The organism is Streptomyces daghestanicus (genome assembly GCF_020521275.1).
GTDB classification, from domain to species: domain Bacteria; phylum Actinomycetota; class Actinomycetes; order Streptomycetales; family Streptomycetaceae; genus Streptomyces; species Streptomyces griseoviridis.
Window position 1 is genome coordinate 226,378 of the sequence record NZ_BNDX01000014.1, and the last position, 25,720, is coordinate 252,097.

Genomic DNA, 25,720 nt, shown 5'->3' on the forward strand with positions numbered 1-25,720 from the left:
CCCCGCGCTCGCGGATCGACCGCGGGAACCTGGTCCCACGGCTCCGCCCACCTCGGCACGACGTCCCGGTCCTGCCGGACCGCGGACGTCGGCGCCGCCGAGGGTCAGACGCGGTCGTCGCCGGTCCACTTGCGCAGCAGTGCCTCGCGCTCCGCACGGGACGGTGTTCCGCCGGTGCCGTGGTCGCGGCGCCAGGCGAGCAGCTCGCCGACCGGCGTGCTGCCGTCGGTGAGCCGGGTCAGGAGCGCGCGGGACAGTTCGTACTCGGCGGGCGTGTACACCCCGCCGGTGACGGCGGAGACCACGCTCACCTCGACGGGGCCGTCGGCGGCGTCCACGCACACCGTGAAGGCGGGCGGGAGCTCGCCGTCGCCGGTCACCATCACCATCAGGTTGTCGAACGCCACGGACACCAGTCGCCGGGCGGCGGACCGCACGGCCACGTCACGGACCTCGATCCGCCGGACCCGGTCCCACCGCCACGACTCGCCCCGCCCCAGCCCCAGTGCTTCCACGCCGTCCTCGGTCAGCCGGACGCCGGTCGCCGCGCCGACCGGCTCGGCTCCCACGTAGACGCAGTCCTCGGTGATCCAGAACAGGCCGACCAGGGCCATGGGGTACCTCCCGAACGGTGCGGTGAGCCGACGGCGACCGCGCGTCCGCTCATGTGTCACCGCTGAGGACGACGCGTACCGCCGTACGGGTTCCCCGGCCCGGGTCGCACCGGCCGGCGGTGTGCGCGCGGGCCGTCCCAGCGAGCGGGCCGGGCTCCGGTACGGTGCCGGCGGGGCTGGGCGGGCCGGCGTACAGGGTGTGGCCGGCCGGCAGGCGGTCCAGCAGGTCGGTCGCGGTGAGGCGTTCGAGGACGAAGCCGCCCACGGCGTCGAGGTGGGGCGGGAAGGTGGAGACCGGCACCACGGGCCGGACGTACCCGGCCGGTCCGTGTCCGGTGACGGTTCGCTGAAGGGCGCGGTCCACGTCGTCGGTGGGGGCGGGCCAGCCGAGCGCCTCCGGGGGGCGGTGCCGCTCGTCGTCCTCCCACTCCTCGCTCTCACCGGCCGGGCCCGTGCGCCGGCGGCCGACCGCGGCCCAGTCGGGCGGCACGCCCTCGCCGTGCCGGCCGGGGCCGGCCACGCTGATCCGGTGGTCCGGCGCGAGCCGCGCGGCCTCGACGGTGTCCTCCGGGGGCGCGGGCACCACCGGCGCCCCGTCCGCTCCTCCCGTCCGTCCGCACGCGCTCTCCCCACTCGTCGTGGTGGTTCGTCACTCCGGCCACTCCCCCGGTGACTCGTCCGGGTTCGACCGGGTCCAGGAGCGGCAGGCCGAGGGCACCCCGGAGCCGGCCGGCGAGGCGTGCGGCGGCTCCGCGGTCCGCCCGGCCCGCCGCCAGGGGCGTCCCTCCGGCACCGGTGGGAAGCGACCACCCCACAGCCCGTTCCGCTCCCGGCCGCCTTCCGGCCGGGGACGGCCGGCGGGCCGGCGTCCTCACCGTTCCGGGAGGTCCTCGGTCGCCGCGCGCCAGTCCGCGCGGCCGGCCACCGCCGTCCGCCAGCGGCGCAATGCCCTGGGTGGCAGGCCCACGGACAGCGCGCCCGTCAGCGTCCGGCCGGCCCGGTAGGCGACGAGGAAGCCGCCCTCCTCCGGGTCGCCTTCGACCACCCGTGCCTCGTCGTGCCCGCGGAGGTGGCCGAACGCCTGCACCCTGACCCCGTGCTGGTCCGACCAGAAGTAGGGCACCGGGGCGTACGGCCGGGCCTGTTCCGGGCGGAGCAGGTTGCGCGCGGCGGCCATGGCCTGCTCCGCGGCGTTGGTGCGGTGCTCGATCCGCATCGAGACGCCGAACAGCGGGTTGTGCCAGCGCGCCACGTCACCGGCCGCGTACACGCCCGGAGCCGCGGCGCAGTACGCGTCGCACACCACCCCGTCCGCCAGGCGCAGTCCGCTGCCCTCCAGCCAGCGCGTGTCCGGTTCGGAGCCGACGGCGATCAGCACGTCGTCGGCGGGTGTGCGTGTGCCGTCCGACAGGCGCACCCCGCTCACCCGTCCGTCGGTGGTCTCGACGCCGGTCACCTTGGTGCCCGTGCGCAGGTCGACGCCGTGCTCGCGGTGGAGGCGGGCCAGGTGGGCGGCGGCCTGCGGACCGACGGCGTGGGCGAGCGGGGCCGGGGCCGGTTCGACGAGGGTCACCTCCGCGCCGAGGGCCCTGGCCGAGGACGCCGCCTCCGCGCCGAGGAAGCCCGCGCCCAGCACCACCAGCCGGCGGCCCGGCGCGATCCGCTCGCGCAGGGCGAGGGCGTCCGCCAGGTCGCGCAGCACGTGCGTGCCGGGGAGGTCGTACCCGGGGGGCCGCCGGGGCCGTACGCCGGTGGCGATGAGCAGGGCGTCGTAGCCGGTCTCGGTGGCGTCGGACAGGGTGACGGTGCGGGCGGCCGTGGACAGGGCGGTCGCGGCGGTGCCCAGCCGCAGGTCCAGGCCGAGGGCCGCCACGTCCTCGGGCCGGCGCAGGAAGACCCGCTCGGCGGGCCAGTCGCCGAGCAGGACCTGCTTGGACAGCGGCGGTCTGTCGTACGGCGGGTGCGGTTCGCGGCCGATGAGGGTGATCGAGCCGTCGTACCCCTCCCTGCGGAGGGTCTCGGCGGCCGTGAGACCGGCCACCGAGGCGCCGACGACGACCACCCGCCGCGGCGCGACGGTCACTTCTCCACCAGACGGATGGCGGCGGCCGGGCAGATCGCCGCCGACTCCCGTACGTCGGCGTGGTGTTCGGGGCCGGGGTCGGCGTCGAGCAGGGTGACGATGCCGTCGTCGTCCTGGTCGAAGACGGCGGGCGCCAGCAGGACGCACTGGCCGGAGGCGACGCACTTGGGCTGGTCGACTTCCACGCGCATGGGGGCTCGCTTCCGTTCGGGGGGGGGCGTTACCAGGTGACCGGGAGTTCGTGGACGCCGTAGACGACGCCGTCGTGTTTGAACTCCAGCTCGTCGAGGCCGGTGGCCAGGGCGAGGGTGGGGACGCGCCGGTACAGGGTGCCGTAGACGACCTGGAGTTCCATGCGGGCCAGGGGCTGGCCCAGGCACTGGTGGACGCCGAAGCCGAAGGCGACGTGCCGGCGGGCGTCGCGGGTGAGGTCCAGCCGGTCGGGGTCGGGGAAGACGGCCGGGTCGCGGTTGGCGATGTCACCGGCGATGACCAGGCCGTCACCCGCGCGGATGGTCTGTCCGTCGATCTCGATGTCGGCCAGGGCGACGCGGCGCCGGCCGCTGTGGGTGATGTTCAGGTAGCGCAGCAGTTCCTCGACGGCGGACGCGGTCGTCCTCGGGTCGTCGGCGCCGCGCAGGAGGTCGAGCTGGTCGGGGTTGCGCAGCAGCGCGAGGGTGCCCAGGGCGATCATGTTGGCGGTGGTCTCGTGGCCCGCGACGAGCAGCAGGACGCCCGTCCGGGCGGCGTCCCGGCGCGACAGCTCGCCGGTGGCCACCTGCCGGGTCGCGAGGACGGACAGCAGGTCGTCCTGGGGCCGGGCCAGCTTGGCGGCGAGGAGGTCGTCCAGGTAGTCGGTGAGCGTGGTGAGCGCCGTGACGACCTGGTCCGCGGTGGAGGCGCGGTGCACGATCGCCTTGGTGTTGCTCTGGAAGAGGTCGTGGTCCTCGTAGGGCACGCCGAGCAGGGCGCAGATGACCAGGCTGGGCACCGGCAGGGCGAACGCCTGGACCAGGTCGGCGGGCTTCGGCCCGGCGAGCAGGTCGTCGATGAGGTCGTCGACGATTTTCTGGACGGCGGGCCGCAGGGCTTCGATCCGCTTGATGGCGAACGGCGCGGTCACCATCCGGCGCAGCCGGGCGTGTTCGGGGTCGTCCAGGGTGATGAAGGAGCGCCGGGCGTCGTTGCCGGCCTTGGCGCCGGCGCTGAGGTGCGGGTATCCGGGGCGGGTGACGTCGGAGCTGAGCCGTGGGTCGGCGAGCAGGGTGCGCATGTGGTCGTGCCGGGTGATCAGCCACGGCGTGCTGCCGTCCCAGATCCGCACCCGGGAGAGGGGGGCGTCCGACTGCCGGGTCCGCAGGGCGGGGGGTGGGTCGAAGGGACACCCGGCGGCTCTGGGCATCGGGAATGCGGCGAGGTCGTCCGGGGTGTGCGAAAAGGTCTCGGTCATGCCTGCCTCCGCGACGGTGGGGGGTGCCGTGCCTCCATGCTTCCCGCACTAGATGCCTGGGGCAACGATGCCGGGGATCATCTGGCCGGAAGCCGCCGTTCCTCCCGGGCGCGCGGAGAACCCCGGCCACCGAAGGGGCCGGGGTTCCGTCCGGGCGCCGCGGGGAGGTCAGCGCTGGAGGGTGAGGAGGCCCGGCCGCCACGGGAGCTGGTCGTAGGGGCCGCCCGCGGTGGGGGACTTGCCCTGGTAGAGGAGGCGCAGATTGCAGGGGTCGACGGTCATGGTCTGGTCGGGGTTGTCGCGGACCAGGTCGCCGTGGCTGATGTCGTTGGTCCAGGTGGCGCCGCTGTTGGCCTTGCCCGCGAAGGGGTTGCTCTCGCTCGCGGCCTGCGGGGTCCACGAGCCGCTCAGACCGGTGGCCGTGAAGGAGCGGAAGTAACGCCCGTTCGCCCCCATCGCCTCGACGATCATGAGGTACTGGTTCTGGCCCTGGACCTTGTAGACCTGGACCGCTTCGAACAGGTTGGCCTTCGTGTCGCTCATGACCGTCGTGTACGACGAGCCGAAGCTGCCCGGGAAGTTCCCGATCGGCATGCTCGCCCGGTAGATCTTGCCGTTGTCACCGGCGAAGAACAGGTACATGTTCTGCCCGTCGGCGATCAGGGTCTGGTCGATCGGCCCGGTGTCGGAGCCGGAGATGCTCCCGGTGAACAGCGGCTGCGGAGCGGACCAGCCGTTGGGGTTGGTGGGGTCACTGGACGTGCGGTAGACGAAGGGCGAGGCGCCCCACTGGTACGCCAGCACCCAGATGTTCTTCGGCGCGAAGTAGAACAGCGTGGGCGCCACCGCGGCCTGGTTCATCCCGGTCTGGCCGGCCGACGCCATGTCCGACCAATTGGTGAACGGGCTGAACATCATCGAGCCGTACGACGATCCCGACACGTTCGACGCGTAGACCAGGTGCTTGCCGTTGTGCGTCACGGTGGTGAAGTCCTTCAGGGCGGCCCAGCCGTTCGCCGGCTGCGCGAGCACGCCCGTCGACGCCCAGCGGTACGACGACGGGAGGGCGCACGGGCCGTCCGTCGGCGGGGTCCCGGTCAGGCCGGACCACTTCTGGTCGCTGCCGCCGTCACACGTCCCGATCCCCACGGTCGTGCCGTTGGCCGTGCCGCCGCCGGTGGCCTCCAGGCACAGCCCGGACTCCACGCCGACCACCGTGCCGCCGGAGGTGACCCGCCACTGCTGGTTGGCGCCGCCGGAGCAACCCCAGATCTGCACCCGGGTGCCGGGTGCGGTGGCGTGACCGGGAACGTCCAGGCACTTGCCGCCGTACACGGTCAACTGGTTGCTGTCCGTCAGCGTCCACTGCTGGTTGGTCCCGCCCCAGCAGTCGTACAGCTGGAGGTACGTGCCGTCGGTCTGGCTCGCGCCCGGCACGTCGAGACAGCGGCCCGACCCGGCGCCGCGCAGGGCGCCGGTGGACGCCGCCTGGGCCGGGACGGCGGCGAGCATCGCCGCCAGCGCGGCAAGGACCGCGACCACGGCGGCGAGCGTTCCGGACGGACGCCTTCGGCGGGAACTTCCTCTGCGCATAGGGGCTTCCCCGATCCTGAGTAGACGGTTCCGGCCGACCCCGTCGACCGGCCTTGACGAGAACATGACACACAGGGCGGCGCACGTTCGTGATATCGAACGCTTGCCGGAGTGTCGAGCAACCCGAATATCGGGGCACCGGCACACGGCGTCAAGACTTCCCGCAAGAATCGCCGTCCGCACCGAAACATTCGCGTGTCGCGGGAGACCGCAGCCATACCGGCCTCATCTCCGGGCACCCGCTCCCCTGGACCGAGCGCGGTGGCGCGTGACCCATGGAACTACTGTGGGAACGACAGATGTTCCTGGGGCGCGGGAGACGTCAGCGTGCCCTGCAGCACACGGGGGTAATGTGACGGTTGGTATGGGGGAAACCGGACTGAACGGCTTGACCGGCCGTACACCGGAGGGAACCGGACCGCGGGAGGTCTCGCGGACGTTCGGGCGGGACACCGTGCGCATCGCCGAGGCACGCGGCTTCGCGGCGGAGTACCTCGCCGAGACCCAGCGGGACCGGGACCGCCCGCTGCCGCCGGGCGCGACGGGCACCGTCCAGCTGGTGGTGAGCGAGTTGGTGACCAACGCGGTCAAGTACGGGGCCGGTCCCGTGGAACTGGTCCTGGCCCGGACCGGCGACCTGCTCTCCGTCACCGTGCGGGACGGCGGCAGCACCCTGCCGGTCCCCCGGCCCGCCGACCCCGGCCGGGTGGGACAGCACGGCCTGGAGATCGTCGCCGCGCTCTGCCAGGACGTCGACATCCGGCGCGAGCCGACCGGCAAGCGCGTCACCGCGCGGATCGCGCTGGGCGGGCCCGCCGCCTGAGGCCGGCGTGTACGGCCGGGCCGCGCGCTTCGGGGCGCGCCGCCCCCGCGCCGTGGGCCGGGCGGGCCGCCCGGTCACTTCGCCAGCGCCGCCACGGCCGCCTCGGTGCTGGGGTGGAAGGTGAAGACCTGGTCGAGCCCCACGACGGTGAAGACGCGCATCTGGTCCGGGTTGACCCCGGCCAGGATGAGCGGGGCACCGGTCCGCTGCGACCGCTGGTAGGCGCCGATGAGCACGGTGATGCCGGTGGAGTCGCAGTAGGTCAGGCCGGACAGGTCCAGGACCACACCGGTGTCGTCGAAGGCGGCGTCGTCCACCGCCCGGGACAGGAGCGGGGCGCTGTGGTGGTCCAGCTCTCCCGTGACCCGCAGGACCAGGGGCCCCGCGGGCATCTGGTGCGGAGTGACGGTCAGCAGGTGTTCGTTCTCGATCACCGGTTCTCCTGAATACGGGGCGTGGGGGGTGGGGGTACAGAGAGGGCGAGCAGGGCGGTGTCGTCGCTGACGCCGTCACCCAGCTGCCGCAGCAGCCCCTCGACCGAGTCCAGCAGTTCGTGCGCCGTGCGGGGGGCGGTGGCGGTCAGCCGGCGCGTGAGACCGTCCTCCCCCAGCATTGTGCCCCCGGCGGTACGCGCCTCCGTGAGGCCGTCCGTGTACAGCAGGAGGCTCTCGCCGGGCCGCAGACGCGTACTGGTCCGTACGAACTGCGGATCGGGCAGCATCCCGACCAGCTGGCCGCCCATCGTGGAGATCGGTTCCACCGAGCCGTCCCCGCGGACGGCCAGGGCGGAGGGGTGCCCGCCGCCGGCCAGGGTGATGGCGTGGGACCCGTCCGGCAGCGGCCGCAGCACGCCGAAGACGGCCGTGCAGTAGCGCGGGTCGCTGCCCTGGTACTCGCCCTTGAGGACCGCGTCCAGGTTGGCGAGGGCGGCGCACGGGTCCGGGTCGTAGATGGCGGCGGCGCGCAGGGTGTAGCGGGTCAGCGAGGTCAGCGCGGCGGCGTCCGCGCCCTTGCCGCACACATCGCCCAGGAAGAACGCCCACCGGCCGTCGTTCAGCGGGAACAGGTCGTAGAAGTCGCCGCCGACCTCGTCCGGGGAGGCCGTGTGGTAAGCCGCGGCGGCGTGCAGACCGGGTACCTCGGGCAGAGCGGGCGGCAGCAGGGTGCGCTGGAGGGCACGGGCCAGGCGTTCGGCCTCGGCCCGCCGCTCGCGCTCGGCGGCGACCGTGCGCATGGCCGACAGCCGCAGTTCCAGCTCGTCCATGACGAGGGCGGCCAGGTCCTGCAGGGCCTGGAGCTGGTCCTCGGTGGGGCGGCGGGGCCTGGTGTCCAGGACGTCGACGGTGCCCAGGCGCTGCCCGTCGGCCGTGGTGATCGGCGCGGCGGCGTAGAACCTGACCCCCGGCTCGCCCCGGACCAGGGGGTCGGCGAACGCGCCCGCGTCGGCACCGGCGTCGGGCACCACGTAGGGCTCGCCGCGGAGGATGGCGGAGGCGCACAGGCCAGGCCCGCGGTCGATCTCGGTGACGCCCTGGAGGCCGTGGGCGGCCTTGAACCACACCCGGTCGGTGTCGACGATCGAGACGGTGGCCATGGGCGCGTCGAAGAGGCGCGCGGCCAGCGCGGCGATCCGGTCGAAGGCGCCGTCGGGCGGCGTGTCGAGTATCCGGTAGCGACGGACGGCGGCGAGCCGCGCGGCCTCGTCGGCGGATGCCTCCGGGACGGTCCGCACGGGGCTCACCGTCATCGTCTCCCCCTGCGTCGTCTCTGTCGCATCCTCTTCCCCTGCCTTCGGCACGTGCCGGCGCCTGGCTTATCCTACGAAGCCGACGCGCGTGGCCGGCGATCCCCCCGAGGTCCCCGCAGGCAGCGGCGGCGACAGGGGCAGGCGAGGACGGTGCGGACGGTCCCCCGCAGTGCTGTTCCGGGACGACGGTGCGGGCGTTCGGCAGAGCTGGCCGACGACCCCCGGTGGGCGGCTGCCGGTTCGGGCGGTGTGAGGGAAAGGGTGTCCAGTGGGGCGTTCGGAAGACGCTGCGCGCGAGGTCGTGGCGGTGCCCGGGTCGGACGTGTTCGGTGCCGACCGGGAGGTCGGCGCGGACCTCGCCCGGGTGGACTGGCCGGCGACGCCGCTGGGCGCGCCGGGACAGTGGCCGCAGTCCCTGCGGACGGCGGTGAGCATCCTGCTGTCCTCCCGGTTCTCGATGTGGATGGCGTGGGGGCCGGAGCTGACGTTCTTCTGCAACGCCGCGTACCGGCGCGACACCCTGGGCGCCAAGTACCCGTGGGCGCTCGGACGGCCCGCGAGCGAGGTGTGGGCGGAGATCTGGGACGACATCGGCCCGCGCATCGACACCGTCATGACCACCGGGGAGGCGACCTGGGACGAGGGCCTGCTGCTGTTCCTGGAGCGGTCCGGCTACACGGAGGAGAGCTACCACACCTTCTCCTACAGCCCGCTGCGCGACGACGACGGCACCGTGGTCGGCATGCTCTGCGTGGTCAGCGAGGACACCGAGCGGGTCATCGGCGAGCGCCGGATGACGACCCTGCGTGACCTCGGCTCCGACCCCAGCGTCGTCCGCACCGAGCAGGAGTGGCTCGCCTTCGCCAACCAGCAGCTCGCCCGGAACAAGCGCGACCTGCCCTTCACCCTGACCTACCTCGCGGACGCCGGTGGCGGTGCCCGGCTCGCGGACGCCACCGGCGTGGCCGCGGGCCACCCGGCCGCGCCGCCGACCCTGCCCGCCGACGGCTCCGGCGTGTGGCCGGTCGCGCCGCTGGCCCACGGCGAGCCGGTGCTGGTGGAGCTGGGCGACGCCCCGTTCGCCGACGCGCTCCCGGCCGGTGAATGGCCGCTGCCGCCCACGCGGGCGCTGGTGCTGCCGCTGCTCCAGCGGGGCGGGACGCCGTACGGGTTCCTGGTGGCCGGACTGAACCGCTACCGGGCCCTGGACGACGCCTACCGCGGGTTCGTCGAGCTGACCGCGGGCCATGTCGCGGCGGGCATCGCCAGCGCCCGCAGTTACGAGGCCCAGCAGCGGCGGGCCGAGGAACTCGCGGAGCTGGACCGGGCCAAGACCGCCTTCTTCTCCAACATCAGCCACGAGTTCCGCACCCCCCTGACGCTGATCATGGGCCCGGTGGAGGAGCTGCGGACCCGGCTGGCCGGCGCCGACCCGCAGGTACGGGAGGAACTGGACGTCGTCCACCGCAACGGACTGCGCCTGGGCAAGCTGGTCAACTCCCTGCTGGACTTCTCCCGCATCGAGGCGGGCCGGATGCAGGCCCGGTACGAACCGGCCGACCTGGCGGTCGTCACGGCCGACCTGGCGAGCGTGTTCCGGTCCGCCGTCGACAAGGCCGGCCTGCGGTTCCGGATCGACTGCGACCGGCTGCCCGAGCCGGTGTACATCGACCGCGGCATGTGGGAGAAGGTCGTCCTCAACCTGCTGAGCAACGCGTTGAAGTTCACCTTCGACGGCTCGATCCGGGTCGCCGTGCGCGCCGAGGACGCGCACGCCGTGGTGACCGTCGCCGACAGCGGCATCGGGGTGCCCGCGGCGGAGATGCCCCGGCTGTTCGAGCGGTTCCACCGGATCGAGAACGCCCGCTCCCGCTCCAACGAGGGCAGCGGCATCGGACTCGCCCTGGTCAAGGAGCTGGTGACGCTGCACGGCGGCAGCATCACCGCCGACAGCACCGAGGGCGAGGGCACCTGTTTCACCGTCCGGCTGCCGTTCGGCTCGGCGCACCTGCCCGCCGAGGCGCTGGCCCCCGCCGCGGACGGCCACGCGGCGACCAGCGCCGACCCGTTCGTGCAGGAGGCCCTGCGCTGGCTGCCGGACGAGGTCTCCGGGGACGCGCGGACCACGGCGACGGCGGCCGACCCGTCGGGGTACGCCACCGCCCCGGCCGTCGCGACGCGGGTGCTGGTCGCCGACGACAACGCCGACATGCGCGAGTACCTGACCCGGCTCCTGGACGGCGCCGGATACCTGGTGGACACCGCCGTCGACGGCCTGGCGGCGCTGGAGGCGGTCCGGGCCGGCGCTCCCGACCTGGTGATCAGCGACGTCATGATGCCGGGCCTCGACGGCCTCGGGCTGGTGGCGGCGCTGCGCACCGACCCGCGCACCGCGTCGGTGCCGGTGGTGCTGCTGTCGGCGCGGGCCGGTCAGGAGGCGTCCATCGAGGGGCTGCGGGCCGGCGCCGACGACTATCTCGTCAAGCCGTTCGCCGCGGCCGAACTCCTCGCCCGGGTGCGGGCCAACGTGGAGCTGGCCCGGCTCCGCAACCACCAGGCACGCTGGCGCAAGGCGCTGGTGGACTCCCTCCAGGAGGCGTTCTTCGTCTGCGACGAGGACGGCGCCGTCATCGAGATCAACACCGCTTTCACGAACACCCTCGGCTACGGCCCCGAGGGCCTCCCCTACCGGCCGGTCCACCCCTGGTGGCCGGACGCCGTCGCCGACCCCGAGGCGCACCGCGAGGTCGGTGACGCCTTCGCCCAGTTGCTGAACAACCCCAAGGGTTCGTACACCATCCCCGTGACCCACCGGGACGGGCACCGGCTGTGGGTGACGGCCACTTTCAACCAGGCGCAGGACCCGGACACCGGACGCCGGGTGACCGTCGGGACCTTCCGCGACGTCACCGCCGAGCACTACGCGGTCCAGCGCAAGAGCGCCCAGGCCGCGCTGGGCATGCGGCTGACGCAGGCGACCAGCCTGCCGGAGGCCCTCGCGGGCTCCCTGGCGGAGCTGAAGACCCTGTGGCGGGCCGAGTGCGTGCTGGCCGCCGTCGCGACCGCCGGGCAGGACATGTCGGTGACGGCGACCGACGCCGGGCTGCGCTGGGCGGACCTGCCCGCCGAGCGCCGGGAGCGGCTGACCTCATGGCTGGACAGGCCGCTGCTGACGCCCGTCGAGGACGGCACCGGGGCGGGCATCACCGTCGGCCATCCCGAGGGCACCATGGTGCTCTGGATCGACCTGGGAGAGCAGCGGCCGTTCACCGGTGAGGACCAGCTGCTGCTGTCCCTCCTCGCCGGGCAGCTCGCCCAGGGGCTGTCCCGGGCCCACCAGATCGACCAGCAGCGCGAGACCGCCATCGCCCTGCAACGCGCGATCCTCGGCCCGGCCGACCTCCCCGACGGCTTCGCCGTCCGCTACGAACCCGCCACCCGGCCGCTGGAGGTCGGCGGTGACTGGTACGACACCGTCCGGCTCCCGGACGGCCGGATCGGCATCGTCGTCGGCGACTGCGTGGGACGCGGACTGGAAGCGGCCACCGTCATGGGCCAGCTGCGCAGCGCCTGCCGCGCCCTGCTGCTCCAGGACTCCAGCCCCGCACAGACCCTGATGGCCCTGGACCACTTCGCCGCCGGTGTCCCCGGGGCCATGTGCACCACCGTGTTCTGCGGCGTCCTCGACCCGGTGACCGGCAACCTCACCTATTCCAGCGCCGGGCACCCGCCGGGCATCCTCACCCATCCGGACGGCACCCTCGTCCTCCTGGACAAGGGGCGCTCCGTGCCGCTGGCGGTGCGCCCGGGGCGGGCCCGTCCCGAGGGCACCTGCACGGTGCCGGCGCGGGCCACCCTGCTGCTGTACACCGACGGGCTCGTGGAGCGCCGCCGCCGGCCGCTGACGGCCGGCATCGACCAGGCCGGCGAGGCGGTGCAGGCCGGCCGCGACGCCGCGGTCGACGACCTCGCCACCCAGGTCATGAAGCGACTCGCGCCGGCCGACGGTTACGACGACGACGTGGCGCTCCTGCTGTACCGGCACCCGGCGCCGCTCGACATGGCCTTCCCCGCCGAGTCCGCGCAGCTCGCGCCGGTCCGCAAGGCCCTGCGCAGCTGGCTCGCCCAGTGCGAGCTCCCCCCGCACACGGTGCAGAACGTCCTGGTCGCCGTGGGCGAGGCGTGTGCCAACGCCATCGAGCACGGTCACCGGGACGCCCCCGGCGACACGGTCCGCCTCCGTGCCGAGGCACTCGTCGACGACCTGCGCCTCACCGTCGCCGACACCGGCCGCTGGAAGACACCTCAGCCCGAGGCCAACGCCCACCGTGGCCGTGGCGTGGCTCTGATGCGGGCGCTGATGCACCAGGTCACCATCACCTCCGGCGCCGCCGGCACCACCGTCGACATGCACACGAGGATCGCCTGATGACCACGCTTCTGACCCTGACCGCCAGTCGTCGGCCCGACGGTGTGACCGAGCTGACGGCCGTCGGTGAGATCGACATGAGCAACACCGACGCGCTGGCCACGGCGATCGAGACCACCGACGGGCCGCTCGTCATCGACCTGACCGGGATCGAGTACCTGGACAGCGCCGGTCTGAGCGTCCTGTTCCGCCACGCCGACCGCATCGAGCTGGTCGCCACCCCGCTGCTGGCCCCCGTACTGGAGGTCTCCGGACTCGCCGAACTGACCACCGTGCACGGCCTCGGCTGACGGCCCGGCGGGAACGGCCGGCGCCGGGGCGGCCTCGCCACGCCTCACTCGCCCGAGCCGGGGTAGCAGCACAGCGGAACACCGTCACCCCGAGTGAGGAGCCGCCGTGGCGTCCACCGATGTCGTCGACCTCATCCTGAAGGACCACCGCCGCATGGAAGACCTCTTCCGTACGATGCGCAACGCGGAGGCGGACCGGGCCCGCGCCCTGCGGGAGTTCGCGGACCTGCTGATCGCCCACGCGTCGGCCGAGGAGGACGAGGTCTATCCGGCGCTGCGGCGCTACAAGAACGTCGACGGCGAGGACGTCGACCACAGCGTCCACGAGCACCACGAGGCCGACGAGGCGCTGCTGGCGCTGCTGGAGGTGGAGGACACCGCCTCCGACGCGTGGGAGGACGCCCTGGAGGAGCTGGTGTCGGCGGTCAACCACCACGCGGACGAGGAGGAGCGCACGCTGCTGAACGACGCCCGCGCCAACGTCCGCGACGAGCGCCGCGCCGAGCTGGGCCAGGCGTTCCTGGAGGCCCGCGCGCGGTACCTGAAGGACGGGTGCGGCAGTGTCGAGAGCGTCCGCGCGCGGGTGGCCGCGGCCGGCGACTGAGGCGGCGCCCGGGTGTGCCGTCCCGGGACGTCGGTGACACGCGCGCTGGGTGCTTGAACGGGTGAGGGCCTTCGGGGTCGGTGCGGACTGCGACATCTGCACCGAAGGCCAAGAAGCCCTCGTGTCCCACCGCGATGCCCCGCTGACACCGGCCAGGAGGCCGCGTCCGGCCCGGTGTGTCGTGGACGACGGCCGGCCGCTGCGGCGGGGGCTCGGAACGCTTCCAGGTCAGCCACACCACCGCCGCCCGCCGGGCGAGCCGCTACCGGCACCTGGGCGCGGCCGGGATGCACGACCGCCCCAGCCGCCCGCGCCACAGCCCGCGGCAGACGCCCGCCCCGGTCGGTCAGCGGGTCCTGCGGCTACGGCTGCGGCTGCGGCTGCGGCTGCGGCTGCGGCGCGAACACCGGATCGGGCCGGTGAGGCCGGCCGCCCGATGCGGCATCGCCGCCTCCACCGCCCCCGCATCCTCCTCCGGCACCATGTCCCGCGCCGTTGCGGCGGTCGTTGTCGGGGCTGCCGGCCGCCCGGCCGAGGACCTTGTGGCCGCCGCCGTCGGGGACCCGGCCGGGCTTCTTGACGGCGAGGTGGACCGGTTCGCCGGGCCGGGCGCCGTTCGTAGCCGCCTGTCCGCACACCGCCCTGGACGACCACACCCCCTCGCCCACACCGAGGACCCGCCCGGCGAGAAGGCCGCCACCTGCGCGGCATTCCCGCGACGAGCAGCCGCCTGGTTCGCCCGGTAGGGCTTCATAGTCGAGCGGGACCTCACCGACAACGCCTGGGCCTGCACCAGGAACACCTGGCGCGACACCTGCCACGAGCGGGCATCAGCCCCCGGCGTCTTTCGGCTGGCTGGACAGGTACAACCAACCACCGACCCCGCACCGGCACCGGCACCGGCGGCCACCGACCGGCCGGCCGCGTCACCGACCCGCCCGGACGACACACCTATAGACCCGCTCCCTGAGGATCAACCGCAACGACTGCGGCTGACCGCTCCTTGCGGTACAGGCGGGCCCACTTCCAGTACGGCGCGTCGGCGGTCTCCCGCTTCGGGTGTCGCGTTCCTCCTCGGTCCGTGCCATTCGGACTGCGCGTAGGCGCCGGACACCTGGCACTTCCCGGCCGTTGATTGGGCAAGTGCGTTGTCGGGCAACGAGGTGTCCGCTGCTTTCGGCTGCGGGACGGATGGGCTCACATGCCGAGGTGTCGCGTATTTCCTGTTTCCTGTACCGATGTGGGCCTTGGGGGAAGGGGGACGGCACCTGCCTGGTGCTGACCTCTCCGGAGCCCGGATCACTTGCGGAGCAGAGAACGGTACTCGCCCGGGGCCGTGCCTCGGGCGCGTCTGAAGGCGCGGCTGAAAGCGTGGGGAGAGCCGTATCCGACCGCGCCGGAGATCGATTCGACCGGCTCATCGGTATCGCGGAGCCGGACGGACGCCAGGTCGATGCGCCACTGCGTCACGTACGCGCCCGGCGTCTGTCCGAGGGCGGACCGGAAACGCCGGGACAGCGTCGCCCGGGAGACGCTCGTCGCGGCGGCCAGGGTCTCCGTGGTCCAGGGGTGTTCCGGTTGGGCGTGGACGTGTGCCAGAGCGGCGCGCACGACCGGATCACGCATCGCTCCCAGCCATGAGCCGGACGGCTCCTGCGGGTGGCGGGCCAGCCAGGCGCGTACGAACTGGACGAGCAGAAGGTCGACGATGCTGTTGATGGCGGCGGTGGTGCCGATCTGCGGCTGTGCGAGTTCGGCAGCGAGAAGCTCGACGGTCCTCCTGAGCTGCGCGTTCTCCCGGGCTGTGACGTGCATCGGCCGAGCGAGGGAGGTCAGCACCGGTGTGCGCACCTCCGGGTCCTGCTCGTAGTGCAGCACGATCACTTCGGTCTGCGCCGGCGCCGAGCCCAGCCGCAGGGCCCGGCCATCGCCGAAAGCCCGGGCCGCCGCCTCGCGGTCGCAGGAACCCATCGTCGCGTTGGCGCCGCCGGCTATCCCGTGTGCGGTGCCCGGCGACACGAGGACGGCGTCTCCGGCCTGCACCTGAAGAGGTTTCTCGCCTGTGGCGTGGAGCCACATGGTGCCGCGGGACACTACGTGCAGTGCCGCTCCTGGATAGGAGTCCAGCCACAGGCCCCAGGTTCCTCCGGCCTTCAGCATGACCCCGAGCGCTCCACGCGCACCCGAAACACGCAAGACTTCCGCCAGCACATCCATGGGTCCATCCTCGTCCACCGCCGCCAACGGCCGACTGCCGGCTGCCGACTGCCGACGACGCATCTGTCCTCGTGCACAGAGTCAGGCCACGTCAAGAACGACTTTTCCGTGTACCTTCCGCGCGAACAGCGCCTGGACGGCGTCCTTGACGCCCTGCCAGTCGCCTCGCAGTCCGACCGGCGCCGAGAGCCTCCCGGCGGCCATCAGACCCAGCAGGTCCGTCAGCTCCCCGCCGGTCGGCGTCATGTCGCCGTAGGTGGCGATGCTGCGGGGCTCACCGAAGCCGAACAAGGCCCCTGACGGGAACGTGGTTTCCTGCCCCGAGGAGTAACCGACCAGGTGGATGGTGCCGCCCTCGGCGAGGGAACTCCATGCCTGGGCCAGAAGTGGTCCACCGACCGTGTCCAGAACCATGTCGAACCGGTCCCCGGTCTCGGCCAGGTCGGTCAGGACCTTGTCGGCGCCGAGTTCGCGGAGCCCGGCGGCCCGCCCCGGCGAACCGACGAGTGCCGTCACCCGGGCTCCCGCCAGCGCCGCCAGCTGGACGGCGAAGTGCCCCACGCCCCCGCTGGCGCCGGTGATCAGCACGTCGCGCGCCAGCAGGGAACGCTTGCGCAGCACCCGGAATGCGGTGACCCCGGCGATCCCCAGCGCGGCGGCGTCGGCCAGATCCACGCCCTCGGGGACGGTGCCGAGCGAGGCGGGGCTGACTGCCACCCGCTCCGCCCACGCGTGGGGAGCCATTCCCACGGCGACGCGCGTGCCTTCGGGCGGCCCCGAGCCGTCGGATGCGGCGCGCACCACGATGCCGGAGGCGTCATGACCGTGCACAGCGCCGGCTGGCCACTGGCGCACGTAATTCAGCTCTCCGAAGTTGAGAGCGATGTGCCGTATCTCCACCAGCGCCTCACCGGTGGACGGGACGGGCTCATCGACATCGGCGAACCGGACGGGTCCGGCCTCACTGTGATCGACCACAAGGGCGCGCATAGGGGGGTGTTTCCTTCTCTCATGGATGTGCCTGAACACTCGGCGCGGCAACAGGTCGAGTGCGCACCTGCCGCACTGCCGCCTTCCTGGAACCCTTTCGCAGGTCCGGGACAGCGACCAGCCCCGTGAGAATCAATCAGTTGACGATCTGTGTCAGTGCGGCCCACGGCGCATCGAGTCCTGCCTCCAGGACGTCCTCGACGCGCTCAGCCCGGCCGAGGAGAAACAGAGCACCGTCGTGCTCGGCGACCTCGCCGCAGTCGAGGTGGCGGCCGGCCACCCGGAAGCCACGTGCGCGTACGCGGCGCGCGCTGGGCCCGCTGGAGCGGACGTGGCAGGCGATGGGCATGGACCGGGTGCGTGAAGTGCGGTGCGCGCCGGCGTCGCACGAGCAGGAACAGTGAGTGCGGGACCTGGAGGACCGGCTGTACCAGTGGGGAACGAGCTTTGGGCCCTCTAGGGCCTGTCGTTTGGATCACGCCGCGGACGCGGGGCCTGGCACGCGCACCTGCCGCGTTGTCGTCACTCGCCGACGCTCCGCGTCGACTCCCTCCTCCGCCTTGCATCCGCGCGCACCAGGCCCCGCTCACCGGCGCGAGGAAGACGCAGCCGACTCCCCGCGACCTGATCCGAACGACAGGCCCTACGCCCGGTCGGGGATCCGCACGGCCAGCATGGCGACGTCGTCGTCGCTGCCGACGGGGCGGACCTGTTCGAGCAGGACGTCGCAGAAGGAGTCCAGGGGGCGGTGGGCGAGGGCGGCCGCGTGCCGGCTCAGCCGGTCCAGGCCCTCGTCGATGGAGTGCCGGGGGGACTCAACCAGGCCGTCGGTGTAGAGCAGGACGGTGGTGCCGGGCCGGAGGACGGTCACCGCGTCGGGGCGGGGCTTGACGAGCCCGGTGCCGAGCAGGATGCCGTGCGCGTCGGTGAGGTAGCGGGTGCGGCCGTCGCTGTCGACCAGCAGCGGCGGCGGGTGTCCCGCGTTGGTCCAGCACAGCCGCCACAGCTCGTCGTCACCCCGGCCGAGCGTGGCCAGGATCATGGTCGCCATGGGTACCTCGGCGATGTGCTTCACGGCCTCGTCGAGCTGGCTGACGACGGCACTGGCCGCGGCGTCGGGCCGGGACCACGCGAAGGCCCGCAGCATGTTCCGGACCTGCGCCATCCCGGCCGCCGCGTCCAGGTCGTGCCCTACGACGTCCCCGATGACCAGGGCGTGGGTGCCGGAGGACAGGGCGAAGGCGTCGTACCAGTCACCGCCGACCGAGGAGGCGTCCGGCGCGGGCACGTACCGGGCCCGCATCTCCACCCCGGGCACGGTGGGGAGCTGGGGCAGGAGGTGGCGCTGCATGGTCTCGGCGACCTTGCGCTGGCGCTGGTAGAGCCGCGCGTTGTCCAGGGCCAGGCCGGCCCGGCGGGTGATGTCCTCCAGCAGGGGCAGGTCGGCGGCGGTGAACGCGGCGGCGTGCTTCGCCCGCCCCAGGGTCAGCGCGCCGAGCACGTCGCGCAGGCCCCGGATGGGCGCGATGACGGCGGAGTGCATGTCCGTCGCCGCGAACAGCCGGCGCTGCTCCACCGCGATCCCCGAGTCGGGCGGCCCCTGGTAGGTGGCGGGCCCGGCCAGGGAGGACGCGGCGCCGCGCAGCGCCCGGGACAGGGGCATCGGGGACTCCTGCGGCACGGGCGGCATGGGCCCCTGGAGGTCCTCCCGCTCGACCAGGGCGCCGTCCCGGTACTCCATCACCAGGGCCCGGCGTACCTCGTCGCGTTCGGTGAGCAGGTCGATCACCGCCCAGTCCGCGAGCCGGGGCACCGTCAGGGCAGCCAGCCGGTGCAGCGCCTCGTCCGTGTCGAGGGTGGACGTCATCCGGGTGGTCGTCTCGGCGAGCAGGGCCAGGCGGTCCAGTTCGGAGAGCGGTGCCGGGGCGCCGTCCGCCGCGGCCCCGTCCGGCCCGTACAGCAGGACGAGCGCGCCCGTCTTCCCCGGCACGGGCGAGCGCGGCACGAGGAACCAGCACAGCCGGACGGAGGTCCCGTCCCCCCGGCTGAACCACTCCGGACCGCCGTGTTCGGTGCGTCCGGCGAGCAGGGCCTGCCGCAGCCGGCAGCGGGTGCGCGGCATGGTGTGCCCGTGGCTGTCGCGGTGCAGCAGGTCGTGCGAGTCGTGGCCGACGAGTTCCTCGTGGCTGTGTCCCAGGACGCGCTGGGCGACGCCGTTCGCCTCGGCGATGCGGCCGTCCGCGTCGACGACGAGCACCGCCGCCGCCACGTCCGCCGGCAGCGCGGGCGCCGTCCCGGGACCGGGCCGGGACCGCCCACTCGCACCGGAACCGGTCACGTCCATTGCCTCTCCTCCACACCGGCGGCCCGCTCGGGCCCTCCCCGGAAAGGTACCCGCGCACGCCGACGGACGGAGGGTTACCCCTGCCGACCGGCTCGCGGCCCGGTGCCGCGCGGGGTCCGGCTCCGGTGGCCGCGGGCGCCGGAGGAGTCCCGGCGGCACCCCTGCGTGGGAGGATGGACCCGCTGTCCGCTCGTCCGGTGATCCGTGAGGTCCGTCCCGTGTCCAAGCCCGTGGCCCGTGAACCCCTGAGGCGCAACGCGCGGTCCAACCGGGCCCGCATCCTGGTGACCGCGCGGCAGGAGCTGGGCCGCAACCCGGATGTCACGCTGGAGGAGATCGCCAAGGCCGCCGGTGTCGTGCGCCGTACACTGTTCGGCCACTTCCCGGGGCGGGCGGCGCTGCTGGACGCGCTCGCCGAAGAGGCCGCCGAGGCGCTCCAGGGTGTGGTGGCGTCGCAGCCGGAGGCGGTGGAGGACCCCGAGCGGGCGCTCGCGCGGTTCATGCTCTCCATCTGGCCGGTGGGAGACCGCTACCGGCTGCTGCTGACCCTCGCCCGCCGGGACCTGGGCATGGAGCGGGTGTCCGAGATCCTCGCGCCGGCCCGCGCGTGGATCGCCGCGATCCTGGAGCGGGGGCAGCGGCGGGCCGTGTTCCACCGCCAGCTGCCGCCGGCCGCCTTCAGCGCCTGCCTCGAAGCCCTCAACGTCTCCCTGCTGGAGAGCGTCAACACGGGGGCGTGGGAGGACGACGGCGCCCGGACCGCCGTCATCAATCTGGTCGCGGCGGGCGTGCCGGAGGAGCGGGCGGTCCGGGTCGTCGGTGACGTCACCCCGGACGTGCGGGACGGCACGACCGCGCGCTGAGGCCCCGGATTTCGGCCTGCGCCGCACCGAAGTCCCAAGTTCCGCCTGTTCCGCACCGAGGTCCCAGGTTCCGCCTGTTCCGCACCGAGGTCCCAGGTTCCGTCTGTTCCGCACCGAGGTCCCGGATTGCGCCTGCCCCGCGCCGCGGCCCGACGGCCCGCGGCGCCTCACGCGTGTCCTCCCGCCGGACGCCTGTTGTCTCACCCCCGGGGTATTTGCACACTTGCGAGCAAGAAACTAATCTGCACATCGGTGGGCAAGTAGTGCTCTGGCGCGGGCCTGCTCGTCCGCCCGCCCCTGTCTCCCCCGACGCCGCGTGCCGGCCCAAGGAGCTTCCGATGCCACTCGTCGCGAACACCCCGGTCGAGAAGATGACCGGGCCGTACCCACGGCGCTGGTGGGGCCTGACCGTGCTCTGCCTGAGCCTCCTGATCGTGGTCATGGCCAACACGTCCCTGATCGTGGCCGCGCCGGCCATGACCCGGGATCTGCGGCTGAGCAGCAGCGACCTGCAGTGGGTCATCGACGGCTACACCGTCCCCTACGCCGCGCTGATGCTGGTGCTGGGCGCCATCGGCGACAAGTACAGCCGCCGCGGCGCCCTCGTCACGGGCCTGCTGATATTCGCCGGCGGTTCCGTCATGGGCAGCCTGGTCGACGAGACCGGCCTGGTCATCACGGCCCGCGCCGTCATGGGCGTCGGCGCGGCGGTGGTCATGCCGGCCACGCTGTCCCTGCTGGTCGCCATGTTCCCCAGGGGCGAGCGGGCCCGCGCCATCACGGCGTGGACCGCCACCTCCGGACTGGCCATCGCCGCCGGCCCGCTGCTGGCCGGCTGGCTGCTGGAGGACCACGCGTGGGGCTCCACCTTCCTCATCAACGTGCCCGTCGCCGCCGTCGCCGTGGTGGGCGCCTTCATCCTGGTGCCGCCGTCCAGGGCGCGGGACATGGGCCGCATCGACTACGTCGGCGGCCTGCTGTCGATCGTCTCCGTGGGCTGCCTGGTGTACGCGATCATCGAGGGCCCGCACTTCGGCTGGGGCGCCGGCCCGGTCGCCGCGGCGGTGGTCGCGGGCGCCGGCCTGGTCGCGTTCGCCCTGTGGGAGCTGCGCCACCCGCACCCGATGCTCGATGTCCGCAAGTTCCGCCGGCGCCCCTTCAGCGGGTCGATGCTCGCGGTGCTGTTCTTCTTCTTCGGCACCTTCGGTTCGATCTACTACTCCACCCAGTTCCTGCAGTTCGTCCTCGGCCACGGCCCGCTGGAGACCGGTGTCCGGCTGCTGCCGCTGGCGGGCGCCGTCTTCGCGGGCGCCGCGGTCACCGGCCGGCTGACCCCGCGGCTCGGGGTCCGGGTGACGATCACGGCCGGCATGGCCATCGGCACGGCCGGCGTCCTCCTCCTGGTCCGGATCGGCCAGGGCTCCACGTACACCGACTTCCTGGCCTCGCTGCTGCTCCTCGGCTTCGCGATCGGCCTCAGCGTCTCCCCGGCCACCGACACCATCATGGACTCCTTCCCCGAGTCACAGCTCGGCGTCGGCGGCGGCGCCAACGACACCTCGCTCGAACTGGGCGGTTCCCTGGGCATCGCCGTGCTCGGTTCCCTGCTGGCCACGTCCTACGAGGACCGGCTGGGCGAACTGGTGGGCGGCCGGCTGCCGGCCGCCGCGCTGGACGCCGCCGAGGACTCGGTGGGCGGCGGCCTCGCCGTCGCCGAGCAGGTGGCGAAGGACCCGGCCGCCGGCCCCCGGCAGGCGCAGGCCCTGGTGGACGCGGTGCACGAGTCCTTCGCCCACGGCGTGGCGCACACCAGCCTCATCGGCGGCGTCATCATGGCCGTCGGCGCGCTGATCGTCCTCGCGGTCCTCCCGGGCCGCCGGAAGACCGGGGCCTCCACCGGTGTGGACGTCCCCGGAGCGCGACGGGAACTCGCCGACCGGCACTGAACCGGTGCCGGGCACGCGCGCCCGGGAGAGGCTCCAGCCCCTCGGCCTGGCCCACGCCCTCCTGGAGGCGGCGCACCACGCCCTCACCGCCGCGGACGATCCCACCGACCGGGCCTGGGTCGCCGACGCCCTCGCCGGCGCCCGGCTCGTCACCATCGCCGGCCCCCTGGACTGGACGCGGGGGGCCGACGCCCGGCATCGCCCTGCTCCCCCTGGTCGGCGGCCAGTGGCACATGGGCACGGTCGGTCCCCGCCTGGCGATCGTCAGCAACCGCGCGAACCCTGACGTGCCTCTCACCGGGGAACCGGTGACGGCCCGCCGACCCACGGGCGCCACCCCCTTTCTTGATCGATCGATCCAGATAAGCTACCGTGAGGCCATGGCGAGAACGCGGGCATTCGACACGGAGGCGGCGGTGAGCCGCGCGATGGACCTGTTCTGGACGCGGGGCTACGAGGCCACCTCCGTACGCGACCTGACCCAGCACCTGGGGATCGGGCAGGGCTCCCTGTACGCGGCGTTCGGCGACAAGGACGGCCTGTACCGGGCCGCCCTGGAGCACTACCGCAGCACCCTCGCGGCGGCCGCCCTGCGTGACCTGGCGGAGGGCGCGGACGTCCGCGCGGCGGTCCGCGCGCTGCTGACCGAGCGGGTCCGCATCGCCGTCGGACAGGGCGGCCGGGGCTGCCTCGCGGTCAACGCCGTCTGCGAGCGGCTGCCCGAGGACGCCACGACCCGGCGCACGGTGCGGGACATGCAGGACGCCAGCCGGGAGGCGCTCACCGAGCTGCTGCGGGCGGCGCGGGAGCGAGGCGAGATCGCGGCGCGGCACGACCCTCACACGCTCGCGTCCTTCCTGGTCACCTTCCTCAACGGCCTGCTGGTCTCCGCGAAGATCACCCCGGACGCCCGCGCCCTCGAACCCCTCGTGGACGTGGCACTGACCGCCCTCGACTGACGGCCCGCCGGCACCCCGGCCGGCCGTTTTTCACGGCCTGATTCTGTAACGATCGATAAAGAAACTTCGGCAGAACACACCGGAGCACACCGGAAAGCACCTCGGAGGACCCATGACCGCCCACTCCCCCACGTCGACCGCACCACCCGCCCTCGGCGGCAGCCGCTGGCACACGTTCCCCGCGGCCGGCACCACCCTGACCGCCCGTGAGTTCTTCACCGCGACCGAGCCGCTGCTGCAGGGCGTCATCGACGCCGGCGCCCTCACCGCCGCCGACGACGCGCTGCTGGCGGAGCAGATCCGCGCCACCCTCGCCCTCGGCACCCGGGAGACCTCCCTGCCGCTGCGCATCGGCCCCGACAGCGCGCCGCCGGCCCGCGAACTGGGCGCGCAGGCCGAGGAGATCGGCCGCGAGCTGGCCTCCTGGGCCACGGCGTCCTTCCGGCGGCTGCTCACCGACCGGATTCCGCTGCCCGCCGGCCCGCTGGTCGTGCGCAGCCACTGCTACGGCCATCTGCTCACCCCGGCCGCGGCCGAGCGCCTCCTCCACCGGGGCGGCCCCGTCACGATGCAGCTCTACAACGAGTGGCTGCACCAGATCGTCCTGCTGCGCGACGCCCTGCTCCCCTTCACCCCGTGGCAGGACGTGCCGCTGCGGATCTCCCCGCTCGGGCTGCGCCATCTCGAGGAGGCCCGCGACACCTTCCTCACCGAACTCCTGGTCCGGCGCGTCCGGCACACGAGTGTGGTGGCCTTCGCCCGCCGGGCCGTCACCGGCACCGACGGCCCGGACGGCTACGGCTTCGACGCGCCCGGCGGCACCGCCCTGCCCGCCGTCCTCGGCCTGCCGCCCCTGACCGCCCCCCGGTACCTGCTGACCTGGCGTCCGGGCCCCGCCCCCGGCGCCCCCGTCTCCTACGTCGCCGAGCTGCCGGACTACTACGCGGCCCCCCGCACGCCCGTCGAGGAGCTGCCGGCCACCCCGGCGGCGGCCGGCCCGCTCACCGCACGGGTCGTCCCCGGGCCGGTCACCGGCGCGACCAGGACCGCCGCCGTCGAGGTCACCCGCACCGACGGCACCACCGCCCGCGTCGACCTCGGCCAGGCCCTGCGCGGCCACCGCTTCGCCCGCCGGGAGGACGCCGCCGCACCTCTCCCCGCACGCACCGCGGAGCTGTGGACCGCCCTGCGCGCGCCCGGACTGGTGTGGACCGGGGCCGGTGACACCACCGTCGACGCCACCGGCCAGGACCCCCTGGTCACCCTGGCCCTCCTCGGCCGGCTCTACCCGGAGAACGTCACCCTGCGCGCCGCCGCCCACCCCGCCGACGACCGCGCCGGACGCACGGCCCCGGACGGCGGCGGACCGAGCCGCCTGCTGGTCCTGGCCGGACCCCCGGACACCCCGACGACCGCGAAGAAGAACGGAGCAGAGTCATGATGTCCGACCACGAGGGAACGCCCGTCCGCACCGGCCGGGCCACCGTCAACGGAACGAGCCTGCACTACCGGACGGCCGGGACGGGCCCCGCGGTGGTGCTGCTGCACGGCGTGCCCAAGACCGGCTACCACTGGCGCCACCTCCTGCCGAGGCTGACGCCGCGGTACACCGTCGTCGTACCGGACCTGCGCGGACTCGGTGACTCGGCCCGCCCCGCGGGCGGCTACGACTCCGCGACGATGAGCGACGACATCGCCGAGCTGATGGCCGGCCTCGGACACACGTCGTACGCCGTGGTCGGCGAGGACTGGGGAGCGGTGATCGGCTATCAGCTCGCCGCCCGCCACCGCTCGGCCGTCACCGCCCTCGTCTTCGCCGAGGCCCTCTTCCCCGGCTTCGGCTTCGAGGACCACACCGCCCTCACCCCGGAGAACGTCCACGGCGGCATGCACCTGTGGCATCTGGGCTTCTACTTCCAGCCCGATGTGCCCGAGATGCTGATCGCCGGCCACGAGCGCGAACTGATCACCTACATGATCAAGAACGAGCGCAGCCGCCCCGACAGCGCCACCCCCGACGCGATCGAGGAGTACGTCCGCTGCTACTCCCTGCCCGGTGGCGTCCGCGCGATGCTCGCGGTCTACCGGGCGATGCTCACCGACGCCGAACAGAACCGGCGGGCCGCGCGGAAGAAGCTGGACATCCCCGTGCTGGCCCTCGGCGGGGCGGCCTTCATCGGCGAGCGCGTCGAGTCCCAGGTACGGCACGTCGCCGACGACGTCACCGCCCATGTCTTCGACGCCGGGCACGACCTGGCGGAGGAGGTGCCCGACGAGATGGCCGGCGTCGTCCTGCCGTTCCTCGCCGGGGCCGCTCAGCGGCGGGCGTAGTACGGGGTCCGGCGGGTGGTGTCGGGCAGGTGGAGCACGTCACCGCCGTCGCTGTCACGGCGTACCGCGAGCCGGTCCGCCGATACTCCGGGGACGACGGACCGGGAGGTCCGGGTACCGCCGGACTCGGTGGCCGCGAAGACCCGGTCGGTGCCGTCCGGCTCGCCGGCCTGCCGGGCGCCGCCGCCATGGTCGGGTGGTGGCCGGGTTCAGGTGCGGGGCCGGCCGTGGGCGATCAGCTGAGGGGCCGCTCGGGGAGGACAGCCGGTACGGGGTGCCGTTCGCCGGGCCGGAGCCGGCCGTCTGGCGGGTGTGCGCCCGGGTCACCCAGGACCACGTCGTTTCCGCCGTCGAGATCACCGACCCGGGACCGCGCCCGGTCGGCGCCACCGTCCGGGTCCGGTACGCCCCGGCACCGCGGGTTCCACGCCTGTCCC

20 protein-coding genes and 2 pseudogenes are annotated in these 25,720 nt (G+C 73.7%); 10 read left to right on the forward strand and 12 right to left on the reverse strand.

Features of this window, described 5'->3' with window-relative positions; all coding sequences use genetic code 11:
- Positions 1–104 precede the first annotated feature (104 nt).
- The 6 genes from Sdagh_RS26255 to Sdagh_RS26280 form a co-directional block, all read right to left on the reverse strand.
- Positions 105–614 (reverse strand): hypothetical protein, encoded by a 510-nt coding sequence (locus Sdagh_RS26255; protein WP_189423047.1) that lies wholly within the window; start codon positions 612–614, stop codon positions 105–107.
- A 49-nt stretch (positions 615–663) separates the two neighbouring features.
- Positions 664–1,200, reverse strand: a complete 537-nt coding sequence (locus Sdagh_RS26260; RefSeq protein ID WP_190077710.1) for a hypothetical protein — start codon at positions 1,198–1,200, stop codon at positions 664–666.
- A gap of 285 nt (positions 1,201–1,485) precedes the next feature.
- Positions 1,486–2,697, reverse strand: a complete 1,212-nt coding sequence (locus tag Sdagh_RS26265) for an NAD(P)/FAD-dependent oxidoreductase (RefSeq protein ID WP_189423043.1) — start codon at positions 2,695–2,697, stop codon at positions 1,486–1,488.
- Entirely contained in the window at positions 2,694–2,888 is a 195-nt protein-coding gene (locus tag Sdagh_RS26270) for a ferredoxin (RefSeq protein ID WP_189423041.1), read from the reverse strand. Before Sdagh_RS26270 ends, Sdagh_RS26265 begins: the two co-directional genes overlap by 4 nt.
- Positions 2,889–2,917: 29 nt before the next feature.
- Entirely contained in the window at positions 2,918–4,147 is a 1,230-nt protein-coding gene (locus tag Sdagh_RS26275; protein WP_189423038.1) for a cytochrome P450, read from the reverse strand.
- A gap of 168 nt (positions 4,148–4,315) precedes the next feature.
- Positions 4,316–5,740: a non-reducing end alpha-L-arabinofuranosidase family hydrolase gene (locus tag Sdagh_RS26280; protein WP_189423037.1), complete on the reverse strand. Its 1,425-nt coding sequence runs from the start codon at positions 5,738–5,740 to the stop codon at positions 4,316–4,318.
- Between the two features lie 388 nt (positions 5,741–6,128).
- On the opposite strand from Sdagh_RS26280, the gene Sdagh_RS26285 reads away from it, so the two are divergent.
- Complete coding sequence (locus Sdagh_RS26285) at positions 6,129–6,563, forward strand: ATP-binding protein (RefSeq protein ID WP_226535833.1); 435 nt, start codon at positions 6,129–6,131, stop codon at positions 6,561–6,563.
- Positions 6,564–6,637: 74 nt separating this feature from the next.
- Here the strand turns inward: Sdagh_RS26285 and Sdagh_RS26290 are convergent, their stop codons facing one another.
- Both Sdagh_RS26290 and Sdagh_RS26295 read right to left on the reverse strand, forming a co-directional pair.
- Positions 6,638–6,997, reverse strand: coding sequence for an STAS domain-containing protein (locus Sdagh_RS26290; RefSeq protein WP_189423033.1), 360 nt, complete (start codon positions 6,995–6,997; stop codon positions 6,638–6,640).
- On the reverse strand, positions 6,994–8,310 hold the full coding sequence (locus Sdagh_RS26295; protein ID WP_190011311.1) for a PP2C family protein-serine/threonine phosphatase: 1,317 nt from the start codon (positions 8,308–8,310) through the stop codon (positions 6,994–6,996). Before Sdagh_RS26295 ends, Sdagh_RS26290 begins: the two co-directional genes overlap by 4 nt.
- Before the next feature lie 268 nt (positions 8,311–8,578).
- Here Sdagh_RS26295 and Sdagh_RS26300 point away from each other — a divergent pair, with 268 nt between their 5' ends.
- The 3 genes from Sdagh_RS26300 (at position 8,579) to Sdagh_RS26310 (ending at position 13,633) form a co-directional block, all read left to right on the forward strand.
- Complete coding sequence (locus tag Sdagh_RS26300) at positions 8,579–12,739, forward strand: SpoIIE family protein phosphatase (RefSeq protein ID WP_190077711.1); 4,161 nt, start codon at positions 8,579–8,581, stop codon at positions 12,737–12,739.
- Positions 12,739–13,029, forward strand: coding sequence for an STAS domain-containing protein (locus tag Sdagh_RS26305; protein WP_190011309.1), 291 nt, complete (start codon positions 12,739–12,741; stop codon positions 13,027–13,029). Before Sdagh_RS26300 ends, Sdagh_RS26305 begins: the two co-directional genes overlap by 1 nt.
- 106 nt (positions 13,030–13,135) lie before the next feature.
- Positions 13,136–13,633, forward strand: coding sequence for a hemerythrin domain-containing protein (locus Sdagh_RS26310; RefSeq protein ID WP_189423025.1), 498 nt, complete (start codon positions 13,136–13,138; stop codon positions 13,631–13,633).
- Positions 13,634–14,115: 482 nt separating this feature from the next.
- On the opposite strand, the pseudogene Sdagh_RS37055 reads toward Sdagh_RS26310, so the two are convergent.
- The 3 genes and pseudogenes from Sdagh_RS37055 to Sdagh_RS26325 all read right to left on the reverse strand — a co-directional run.
- A pseudogene (locus tag Sdagh_RS37055) lies at positions 14,116–14,238 on the reverse strand (IS481 family transposase); the annotation flags it as partial.
- Between the two features lie 694 nt (positions 14,239–14,932).
- Positions 14,933–15,850 (reverse strand): AraC family transcriptional regulator, encoded by a 918-nt coding sequence (locus Sdagh_RS26320; protein WP_190011308.1) that lies wholly within the window; start codon positions 15,848–15,850, stop codon positions 14,933–14,935.
- An 81-nt stretch (positions 15,851–15,931) separates the two neighbouring features.
- On the reverse strand, positions 15,932–16,840 hold the full coding sequence (locus Sdagh_RS26325; RefSeq protein WP_190077713.1) for a zinc-binding dehydrogenase: 909 nt from the start codon (positions 16,838–16,840) through the stop codon (positions 15,932–15,934).
- 184 nt (positions 16,841–17,024) lie between these two features.
- Here Sdagh_RS26325 and Sdagh_RS26330 point away from each other — a divergent pair.
- Positions 17,025–17,241, forward strand: a pseudogene (locus Sdagh_RS26330) (transcriptional regulator); the annotation flags it as partial.
- A 242-nt stretch (positions 17,242–17,483) separates the two neighbouring features.
- Here the strand turns inward: Sdagh_RS26330 and Sdagh_RS26335 are convergent.
- The gene (locus Sdagh_RS26335; RefSeq protein ID WP_189423014.1) at positions 17,484–19,184 is read right to left on the reverse strand and encodes a SpoIIE family protein phosphatase; all 1,701 of its coding nucleotides are present in this window, start codon (positions 19,182–19,184) and stop codon (positions 17,484–17,486) included.
- Between the two features lie 218 nt (positions 19,185–19,402).
- Here Sdagh_RS26335 and Sdagh_RS26340 point away from each other — a divergent pair, with 218 nt between their 5' ends.
- The 5 genes from Sdagh_RS26340 (at position 19,403) to Sdagh_RS26360 (ending at position 25,283) form a co-directional block, all read left to right on the forward strand.
- Positions 19,403–20,047, forward strand: coding sequence for a TetR/AcrR family transcriptional regulator (locus Sdagh_RS26340; RefSeq protein ID WP_190077714.1), 645 nt, complete (start codon positions 19,403–19,405; stop codon positions 20,045–20,047).
- Positions 20,048–20,385: 338 nt separating this feature from the next.
- The gene (locus Sdagh_RS26345) at positions 20,386–21,993 is read left to right on the forward strand and encodes an MFS transporter (protein ID WP_190077715.1); all 1,608 of its coding nucleotides are present in this window, start codon (positions 20,386–20,388) and stop codon (positions 21,991–21,993) included.
- A 380-nt stretch (positions 21,994–22,373) separates the two neighbouring features.
- Positions 22,374–22,952, forward strand: a complete 579-nt coding sequence (locus Sdagh_RS26350) for a TetR/AcrR family transcriptional regulator (RefSeq protein WP_190011305.1) — start codon at positions 22,374–22,376, stop codon at positions 22,950–22,952.
- A gap of 112 nt (positions 22,953–23,064) precedes the next feature.
- Positions 23,065–24,393 (forward strand): hypothetical protein, encoded by a 1,329-nt coding sequence (locus tag Sdagh_RS26355; RefSeq protein ID WP_190077716.1) that lies wholly within the window; start codon positions 23,065–23,067, stop codon positions 24,391–24,393.
- Positions 24,390–25,283: an alpha/beta fold hydrolase gene (locus Sdagh_RS26360; RefSeq protein WP_189423004.1), complete on the forward strand. Its 894-nt coding sequence runs from the start codon at positions 24,390–24,392 to the stop codon at positions 25,281–25,283. The genes Sdagh_RS26355 and Sdagh_RS26360 overlap by 4 nt, the downstream gene beginning before the upstream one ends.
- The last annotated feature ends 437 nt before the right edge of the window (positions 25,284–25,720 follow it).